The 8,264-nt window shown below is 68.2% G+C and carries 8 protein-coding genes; 3 read left to right on the forward strand and 5 right to left on the reverse strand.

Annotated elements, in window-relative coordinates:
* On the reverse strand, nucleotides 1–996 hold a 996-nt coding region (locus HUW62_RS43665), incomplete at its 3' end, for a TIGR02266 family protein (protein ID WP_176437814.1).
* Nucleotides 997–1,140: 144 nt separating this feature from the next.
* Between HUW62_RS43665 and HUW62_RS43670 the strand changes: the two genes are divergently transcribed.
* Together HUW62_RS43670 and HUW62_RS43675 are read left to right on the forward strand one after the other, a co-directional pair.
* A complete protein-coding gene (locus HUW62_RS43670) occupies nucleotides 1,141–2,286 on the forward strand; it encodes a hypothetical protein (RefSeq protein WP_176437815.1) in 1,146 nt (381 codons plus the stop codon).
* A gap of 218 nt (nucleotides 2,287–2,504) precedes the next feature.
* On the forward strand, nucleotides 2,505–2,858 hold the full coding sequence (locus tag HUW62_RS43675; RefSeq protein WP_176437816.1) for a hypothetical protein: 354 nt from the start codon (nucleotides 2,505–2,507) through the stop codon (nucleotides 2,856–2,858).
* Between the two features lie 110 nt (nucleotides 2,859–2,968).
* Here HUW62_RS43675 and HUW62_RS43680 read toward each other — a convergent pair whose 3' ends face one another.
* Nucleotides 2,969–3,523 (reverse strand): hypothetical protein, encoded by a 555-nt coding sequence (locus tag HUW62_RS43680; RefSeq protein WP_176437817.1) that lies wholly within the window; start codon nucleotides 3,521–3,523, stop codon nucleotides 2,969–2,971.
* 154 nt (nucleotides 3,524–3,677) lie between these two features.
* Between HUW62_RS43680 and HUW62_RS43685 the strand changes: the two genes are divergently transcribed.
* Nucleotides 3,678–4,277, forward strand: coding sequence for a hypothetical protein (locus HUW62_RS43685; protein WP_163863998.1), 600 nt, complete (start codon nucleotides 3,678–3,680; stop codon nucleotides 4,275–4,277).
* A gap of 51 nt (nucleotides 4,278–4,328) precedes the next feature.
* Here HUW62_RS43685 and HUW62_RS43690 read toward each other — a convergent pair whose 3' ends face one another.
* The 3 genes from HUW62_RS43690 to HUW62_RS43700 all read right to left on the reverse strand — a co-directional run bounded on the left by HUW62_RS43690 (nucleotide 4,329) and on the right by HUW62_RS43700 (nucleotide 7,953).
* A complete protein-coding gene (locus HUW62_RS43690) occupies nucleotides 4,329–5,783 on the reverse strand; it encodes a metallophosphoesterase (RefSeq protein WP_176437818.1) in 1,455 nt (484 codons plus the stop codon).
* A 234-nt stretch (nucleotides 5,784–6,017) separates the two neighbouring features.
* On the reverse strand, nucleotides 6,018–6,461 hold the full coding sequence (locus tag HUW62_RS43695) for a hypothetical protein (protein ID WP_163864000.1): 444 nt from the start codon (nucleotides 6,459–6,461) through the stop codon (nucleotides 6,018–6,020).
* Nucleotides 6,462–6,579: 118 nt separating this feature from the next.
* Nucleotides 6,580–7,953: a hypothetical protein gene (locus HUW62_RS43700; RefSeq protein ID WP_176437819.1), complete on the reverse strand. Its 1,374-nt coding sequence runs from the start codon at nucleotides 7,951–7,953 to the stop codon at nucleotides 6,580–6,582.
* Between the last annotated feature and the right edge of the window lie 311 nt (nucleotides 7,954–8,264).

Consider the following 8,264-nt stretch of genomic DNA (forward strand, 5'->3'; position numbering starts at 1 on the left):
CACGGGGGGCGCGGGAGGGGGCTCCTCCATCGCCTCGCTGAGGTCCAGGTCGAACTCCAGCGGTCCACTGGCGCGCGGCGGCGCCACGCGTGGAGCGGGAGGAGGAGGCGCCAGTGCCTCCTCGGACATATCCATGTCGAACTCGAGCGGCCCGCTGGAGCCCGCGGACGAGTCATCTTCCACCGTGATGCCGACCTCGATGGGAGGTGCTTCGTCGAGGCTCACGGGTTCATCGAGCACCTCGCCCAGCGCCAGCGGCGCGTCCGCGAGTCCGGTCTCCAGGTCGAAGTCGAACCCGGGCAGCGGCTCGTCATCGGGGAGCGAGACAGGCGGCGGCGTGCTCGCGATGAGCTCGTCGAGCGGGATGTCCACGTCGCTCTCCGCCGAAGCGGGGGGCGGCGAGAAGTCGAAGGACTCATCCGCCAGGGACGGCGGCGAGAAGTCGAAGGGCTCATCGAGCGTGGGAGACGGCGGCGCCTCGATGTCGTCGAAGAGCGAGTCGAGCGCCGCGCCTTCCACCGGACGGGGCGCGGGCTTCGCGGCGGGCGGCGGTGCGGGCCGGGCCTGCACGGGCGGCATCAGCGGCGCGATGGCGGGAGCCAGCGGCGCGACGGAGGGGGCGATGGCGGGCAGCGGCGAGACGACGGCGGCGGGGGCCTCCGACTTGCGCTGGAGGAGCATCATGTCGACGAGGGCGCGGCTGGCCGGATCCAACTCATGGAACTGGAGGCCCATGCCGGGGGGCCCCGCGGGGTCTCCCACTTCGCGGACCCAGCGGACATCGGCGGTGCCGTGCAGCACGCGCACGCCCCCGGCGATCTGCACCTCGAATTTGACGGGTGTCCCCACGGGCTGGGGCGTGCGCGAGCGGATGAACATCCCGCCCGGGCTCAGGTTGGTGGCGAACTCCTCCGCGAAGCTCCCCACGCTCTCATGCTTGAGCTTCACCAACAGACCGACTGCCTTCCGGTCCGTGGTGCGCCTGCCTTGATCCATAACGCACCACCATCGCGGTACACAGCGCGCGGCTCAAGAGGGTTTTGGGCCCTTGGTCGGTCGACCGGCGAATGGGGGACGGCAGGTGGGCCTGCGGCCTACCTGCACCTTCCTGTATCTTCTGGAGTCTCCGAGGAGAGCCTCATGAGCACCCTGCCTCTCACCGCCTCCGAGGCGCCACGTCCTGGCTGGCTGGTCGACCGTCGCCACGACCTGATTTCCACGGTGGGCGGCGCCTGCGCGAGCCTCGCTCTTGTCGGGCTTCACGTCTGGGGAGGCGTGAGCAGCTTGGCGTTGTGGTGGGCGTGGGTGTTGGTGCTGGACGGGCCGCACCTGTTCGCGACGGTGTCTCGCACGTACCTGGACGCGAGGGAGTGGAGGACGCGGCGAGGGCTCCTGTTGGGGAGCCTGGGGTGGTTCGCGTTGGGGCCGCTGTGCTTCGCGGTGTCGGCGGTGCTGGGCAGCAAGCTGCCCTTCGTGTTGTTCCTCACGTTCGCCTCGCTGTGGGCGTACTGGCACGTGGTGAGGCAGCACTACGGGCTGATGTCGCTGTACCAGCGCAAGGGTGGCGAGTCGTCGCCAGGGGACAGGCGGCTCGACAGCGTGACGTTGTACGTGGGGTTGCTCGCGCCCTTCGTCGCGTTCGCGGTGACGCATCCGGGAGCGCGCAAGCAACTGGGGCTGACGGGGACGCCGACGTGGGAGCCCATCGTCGCGGCGGCATGCTTCGCGCTGGTGCTCGCGGTGGTGGTGCTGAGCGCGGGTCGGCAGGTGTGGCGGTGGAGGGCGGGCCAGCGGGTGAACGGGCCCAAGCTGTTGATGATGGGCGCGGCGGTGGGACTGTCGGCGGTGGTGTTCTGGCCGTCGGTGTCGGCGCGGATGGACTTCATCATGTTCGCCGTGGCGGTGACGGCGTTCCACAACGTGCAGTACCACGGCGTCGTCTGGTTCTATCACCGCAATCGCTATCACTCGCCGGGCGTGGAAGCGGCGTCGTTCGGCTGGGCGCCGAAGGTGAGTCAGCGCTTCCTCATCTACGCGGTGTGCGGCGTGGCCTTCACGCTGGTGTACCGGGGTGTGGGGTGTGGCTTCGGCGCGCATCCGGGCTGTGGCGGGTTCGACGCGAAGCTGGCGCTGGGAGCGGGCCTGACGCTGAAAGACTTCATGGCGGGCTTCATCTGGGGCTTCGCGCTGCACCACTACTACCTGGACCAGAAAATCTGGCGGGTGAGTCGGGACAAGGGACTGCACCAGGATTTGAAGCTGGGGACAACGACGGCGCCAGGCTGACAGCGTTGGATCGGTATCCGCCCCAGTCCATGAGCAACTCCTGACGCGGCCCGCACCCACTCCCCGCACCCGGCGAATCCAGCCTGGGCGTCTGTCTTTTCAGTGTTCCACGCTGGCTTGTCCTGGAGGGCTGGTGGATTGTAATCCCATGTCACGTGCCTAGTTTCCCGCCTCCCCGGGCGCGTTGACGCGCCAATCCTCACCTCCGAGGAGGCCCCATGATTCGACGTAACCCGCTTTCCATCCTGGCGATGCTCTCACTGTTCGCTTGTCTCTACTCCAGTGAGAGCTTCGCGCAGAACGCTCGGACCGGGACGGCGAGCGACGGCACCTACATCACCGTCCCCTCCGGCACGGTGAACGACTGGGTCATCCACGTGTCCCCGCAGAGCATGGGATTCGAGGAGCCCGGCTCCGAGGGCGATAACGCACTCCTCAAGATTGAGTGCTACGTGGTGCAGATCAACCAGTACACGTGGCAGGTCGTCGCCCGGTACAAGTACCGCCCGTGGAGCAACCGGGACGGCACCTGGTACGGCGGCTCGGCGAACTACCTCCTGGTCCACAAGTAGGCCGCCACCTCTTCACCCACCCCACGGGGTGGAGGAATGTGCGGGAAGCCCCCGCCGCCGAGCACGCCTCGGGCGGCGGAGGGCCAGCAGCCGACGTGGGCCTTGCGGCATCAGTCGGGCGAGAAGGTCACCTCAGCCACCCTGCCCTCTTCGAAGCGCACGACTCCCCAGTCAGAGTCGCCCCATCCCTCGTTCGTGTGCCGGTAGACCACGCTGTCCTTGAGCGCCAAGTCACGCCCCTGTCGCTGGCCGGGGACGCCTTCCCGTTCGCCCCCCTCCTCCGACCGCGGCGCTTCTGCCCTCACGTAGGGATTCGCTGGCCACCCCGTTCCCGTGAGGTAACGGCCCATCACGGCATCGACCTCACCGCGCGTCATGCCCATCCGAAGCGAATAGAAGTCTCGCAGGAAGGGCTTGCGGGAACTCCATTCGGCGAGGCGGATGCCCACCACTCCACCGACGAACGCACCGCAGAGCCCCGCGCGAATCAGCCATGGAGCCGACCTTGAGCCGAAGGCCCCGAATCCCAATCCCAGGCAGAGGATGACGGCATTCCAGGCCGGGAGAGCCGACACTCCCGCCTCGGAGTCGCAGAACGCGAAGAAGCCCAGAAGGACTCCCAGCAGCACGCAGGTGAGAAGCAGCGACAGGTAGCGCCTCGGCATGGGCCTCCCAGTTTACCCACCCTGCCCGACTTCGACTATCCTGCCCCGACGCCTGAATAACGCTTCGACACCTCGACAGACATCGGCCGTATCCGCACAGCAAGCGCTCCACGAGCCCGGATTTCCCCCGGGCTCTCTCGTCGAGGAGATGCACATGACGCGCCTGGGTGTGTTCGCGACCTGTCTGTCCATGTTGGCATTGGGATGCGGTGAAGCCCCCGAGGAAGCGTCCACCGACCCTCTTCCCGGCGAAGAAGGCAGCAACCAGGTCATCCAGACGAGCGTCCTCGCACGCCAGGATGGAACGTTCGAGGTGCGCGAGCGGCACGTCACGCGGCAGGAGCAACAGGCCCAGGCGGATGCTCGGACGGCCCACATCCAGCGGCTCGCGGAGAATGGCGGCCGAAACGTGGAGCAGGCCCTGGATGCGCTCCAGCAGGTCGACTGCTCGAATAGCCAGGCCTTGTGGCTCTACAGCGCCGCCAATCGCACCGGCAACCAGCTCTGCCTCATCAAGCCCATCGCCTACGACATGGCCTGGCTGGACTTGGGGCTCGTCTATTACCCCCTGTTGAGCAACTGGGGCGGACGCGTGCGGAGCCTCTGGGCAGGGGAGGACCCGGGCTCGCTGCAGTACTGCACCGCCACCTCCTGCTCCATCCTCTTCTACGTGAACTTCAGCGACTACCAGGTCATCAATAGCTTCGCGAGTTCCCAGTGGATCGTGAACTGGGCCTATCTGCACGACCCCTGATTCACACGTCGGAGGAAGGGGCCGACCTGTTCCGCCGGCCCCTTCGCTTCGTCAGCGCACCCAGTTCACATTGCTGATGGTGAACTTCGTCCCATCCTGCTTCTCCACGTTGGTGTACGGCAGGTACACCCGCGAGGAGAACGTGTTCGCCGCGGTATCAATCTCGATGAGCCGCGTCGGGTTCGACGACGCGTCGTGGTACGTGGTCAGCATCTGGTAGATTTTGTTCCCCTGCGTACCCGTGACTTCGCTGTACGCCGCCGAGCCCACGTGCCCGGAGAAGATGAACCGCACGTTGGCGTACGGCTTCAGCGCGGTGTCGAACACGAACTGCGGGCTGTTGTTTCCATACCCGCCATTGCCCTGCTCGATGCCGCCCCCGCTCGTCTGGTGCGAGTGCGTCAGCACGATGACGTTGTGCCGCGGGTGCTGCTCCACGACACTCTTCACCCAGTTGACCGCGTTCGTGCGCGCCCAGAGCTCCACGTTGATGACCAGCCAGTTCAGCCCGCCCGCCGTGAAGGTGTGATAGGCATTGTCGCACTTGCCCGCCTCGAACACGCCCGCCAGCGCGCGGAACCGCGTCGTCGGGAAGTACGTGTTGAACGTGGTGGTGTTGCGCAGGTTCGCATTCACATTGCCAGGGCACGCGCTGCCACCGGGGCACGTCGCCGCGGTGTCATGGTTGCCAATGGCGATGGCATAGGGAATCTGCGCGGCGTCCAGCTTCTGGAACGCGTTGCTCGCGCGGACGTACTGGATGTGGTCCGCCGTGTCCCAGTTCGCCATGTCGCCCGTGTGGCCCACGAAGCGGATGTCGAGCGCGTCCTTGTTGTCCGCCAGCCACTGCATCCGGTGGTCAATCAGCGTGGACTGCGAGACGAGCTCGTTCTGCGTGTCCGGGATGATGACCAGCGTGAACTTCGTGTCCACCGGCGGCGCCGTCGTGGGCGCCGCGTGGAACTTGATGCCCTCGTCCACCCACCCCGCCGCGCTCAGCGCCGAGCGCTCCGCCGCCGTCGTCGCGAAGCGGTGCTTGCGGAGCGTATCATTCGCATAGCGGTAGACGGGCACCAGGCACGGCTCCGCCGTCGTCGACGCGAAGAAGCCCGTCCCCTCGTCCGTGGTGAATCCGCCCTGCGTCACGAGTTGCTGCCGCTCCGCCGCGTCGATGGTCCAGAAGTGCTCCTGCCGGCTCGGGCTGTACATCCGATACACCGGGGACAGCCCCGTGCCCGTGGAGGTCGAGACCCGGAAGGCCACGCCCCGGTCATCGGTGTAGCCGTAGGTCGTCGCGGCGTTGGCCGCCTCGTTCGCGTTGTGTGTGTAGAGGCTGTCGCCGTTGCTCGCCCGGATGCGGTGATACACGGGCGCGCTCAGGGCGGCGCAGTCCAGCGCGGCCTTGCTGGAAGCTGTCTCGGATACCTCATCGGGCGATGTACCGCCGCCACAGGCTGACAGCACGCCCAGCAGCGACAGGGATGCAACGACTCTCAAGGGACTCATGGTGTCTCTTTCCAGGATGGGATGAAAACAGGGCTCGTCGGCTTCGACTCAGCTTTTACCGCGAAATACCGAATTCCAGCCTGAGCTATCACTTGAGCGCCATCCCAGGAACTCCATGTGTCCGACTGCGAGCAACACACCACACCGTCACGACGGAACAGCGAGCAATGTCTCTCGAATTTTACACAAACATCCGAGCAACCCCGAGCGTGCGCAGGGCACTCGGGGTCCGCTTCAGAAAGGGGCTTCGCAAGGATGGGAGGATGCGAGGACCGTGCTGGTACAACCCGCGCCCTGAGCGTCGCGACTCATCGCGGCGGCGACAGACGGACAATCCATCCGCAGCACCGTGCACCCGCCCCAGTAGTCGAGGCTGTAGTCGAAGAACTGCGTGACGGAGCAACCTTCCCGGGTACTCAGCACGAAGACATCTCGAAAGACGGGAGTGCCCTCCATGCTCAGGTGCTTGTCGGAGAGGTGCGTCGGCCGACAGCCGTCTTCCTCCTGCAGATAAAGGCAGGCGCGATCAGCGCACGGGGTCAACCCAGGAGGAAGCCCCGCTCGGAACTGCTCCACCACCGCGATACCCAGCCTGGGCTCGGGCGCGACCTGGGGGGCACGAGAACAACCCCAGCCCAGGGCGATGAAAAGGCACAGCGACCGGAAGAAGGCCTGCATCCAGCAACGATAACATCGGGCCAGCGCCCGCCTCGGTGGGCCCCTCCATTTGATGAGGAGGCGCGGGTGTACGCTCGCCGCCAGCACATCCCTGCTCCGTGCGAGCCGACCGCCCGGCTCACTCCGGCGTCACCACCCGCAGGAATGCATCCTGGTTCCACGTGTCCCCGGCGCCATCACGCTGCCATCCAGCAACAGCCAGTCCGCGCCCGGGCACCACCGCCAGCCCCGTCACGGCGAGCGAGCACTGTCCGCTCACGCAGCCCTCCACTGGCAGCTTCCGCTCCCCCTGCTGAGTCCCATCCGCCGCGTAGCGCGTGAGCGCGTCGCCGCACGCCACCGTCACCGCGCCCGCGGCATCCACCGCCGCCGCGACGCCTTCCTGGGCCTGCTCGCCGCACTCCGGCTGCTTCAACCAGCGCACCTCACCCTCCGCGCCCACGCCGAGCACGAACGGCCCCTGCGTCCCCAGTGACGTGCCGCCCCACACGAGCAGGCCCGCGAAGTCGCCCGCCACCGTCACCGTGCCGTCCGGTCCCACCGCCACCGAGGACACGCGGCCCTTCGCACCCGGCAGCTCGCGCCCCCACACCAGCTTCCCCGCCTCGTCGAACGCGAGCACCACGAAGCCGCGTCGGCCCTTCGCGCCGAACGACTCGCCATCCACCTCCAGCGTGTCGGAGAGCTGCCCCGCGAGCACCGTCCGCCCCGACGGCGCCAACGCCACCGCGTGCAGCGCCGTGCCCTCGCCCGTGCCGGTGAAGCGCCGCGTCCAGCTCACCGAGCCGTCCGCCGCGTAGTGAGTCAGCACCGGGTCCTGCACCTCCCCCTCCCACTCCTCTCCCGCCACCACCACGCCTCCGGCCCGGTCCGCCGCCACCGCGTGCGCCTTCTGCCCCACGCGCTGCTGCCACGTCGCGCGCCCGTCCGCGTTGAAGCGCACCACGAAGCCGTCCTGCGTCGCCCCCAGCCCGAAGTTCGCCGGGTAGAGGAACGCATTGCCGGTGAGGAACACCGCGCCGTCCGCGCCCGGCGACGCCGCCACGCGCAGGTCCGACAGCCGCTCCCGGGGGAAATCCTGCACCCAGCGAGACGTCCCCTCCGGCCCATACCGCGCCAATTCCACCGCCAGCAGCTCCCCCTCCACCGGCTCGCGGTCCGAGTCCTGCCGGGGTGTCTGGGACACCACCATCACCACATCCCCGCCGAGGCCCACGGCGACACCGGTGGGCGTGTCGTCCTGAGGGCCCCCCACCCGCGTCTGCCAGAGGGTGCCCTGGGGCAGCGCCCCTTCGGACGGCGAGGTCGACTCCGTGGGAGGCGCTCCCGGCCCGGAGGGCGACACCTCGCCAGGGCCCGGTGGGGCGGTCTCCTCGGAGGGCTCGGGAGCGCCCTGCTCCGAGCCACACGCCAGCCCGGCCCCCCAGAGGAGGGCCACGGGCCCCAGCACCCGCCAGCCGTGGAACCAACGCCCCGCTCGCCTTGACCGCATGCGACCTCCCCGGAGCCCTCCTCCGTCCGTTGGAGGCCGGCCCTCCGGAGACGGTAAGCAGCGTGTCCGCGAGAGGGCATTCCCCCTGCCCCTCGGGGGGCTGGCCCTGCTCGGGGGGCGTGCAGGCGCGAGGGCCCGGGGCCCCTGGAGGGCCTCGTCCAGAGTGTGTGACAGCGGAATAGCCCCCCGCTCCAACGGTTGCCACCTCACGACTCGGCTGCTCGGAAGGAGGAAACCGTTGGTCCGGGCGCCGCCCGCGAATTAAGAGACTCCTTCCATGGAAAGCGCCGCCCCCGCCCCACGTCCCGTGC

Source organism: Myxococcus sp. AM011 (assembly GCF_013372595.1).
Lineage (GTDB): Bacteria > Myxococcota > Myxococcia > Myxococcales > Myxococcaceae > Myxococcus > Myxococcus eversor.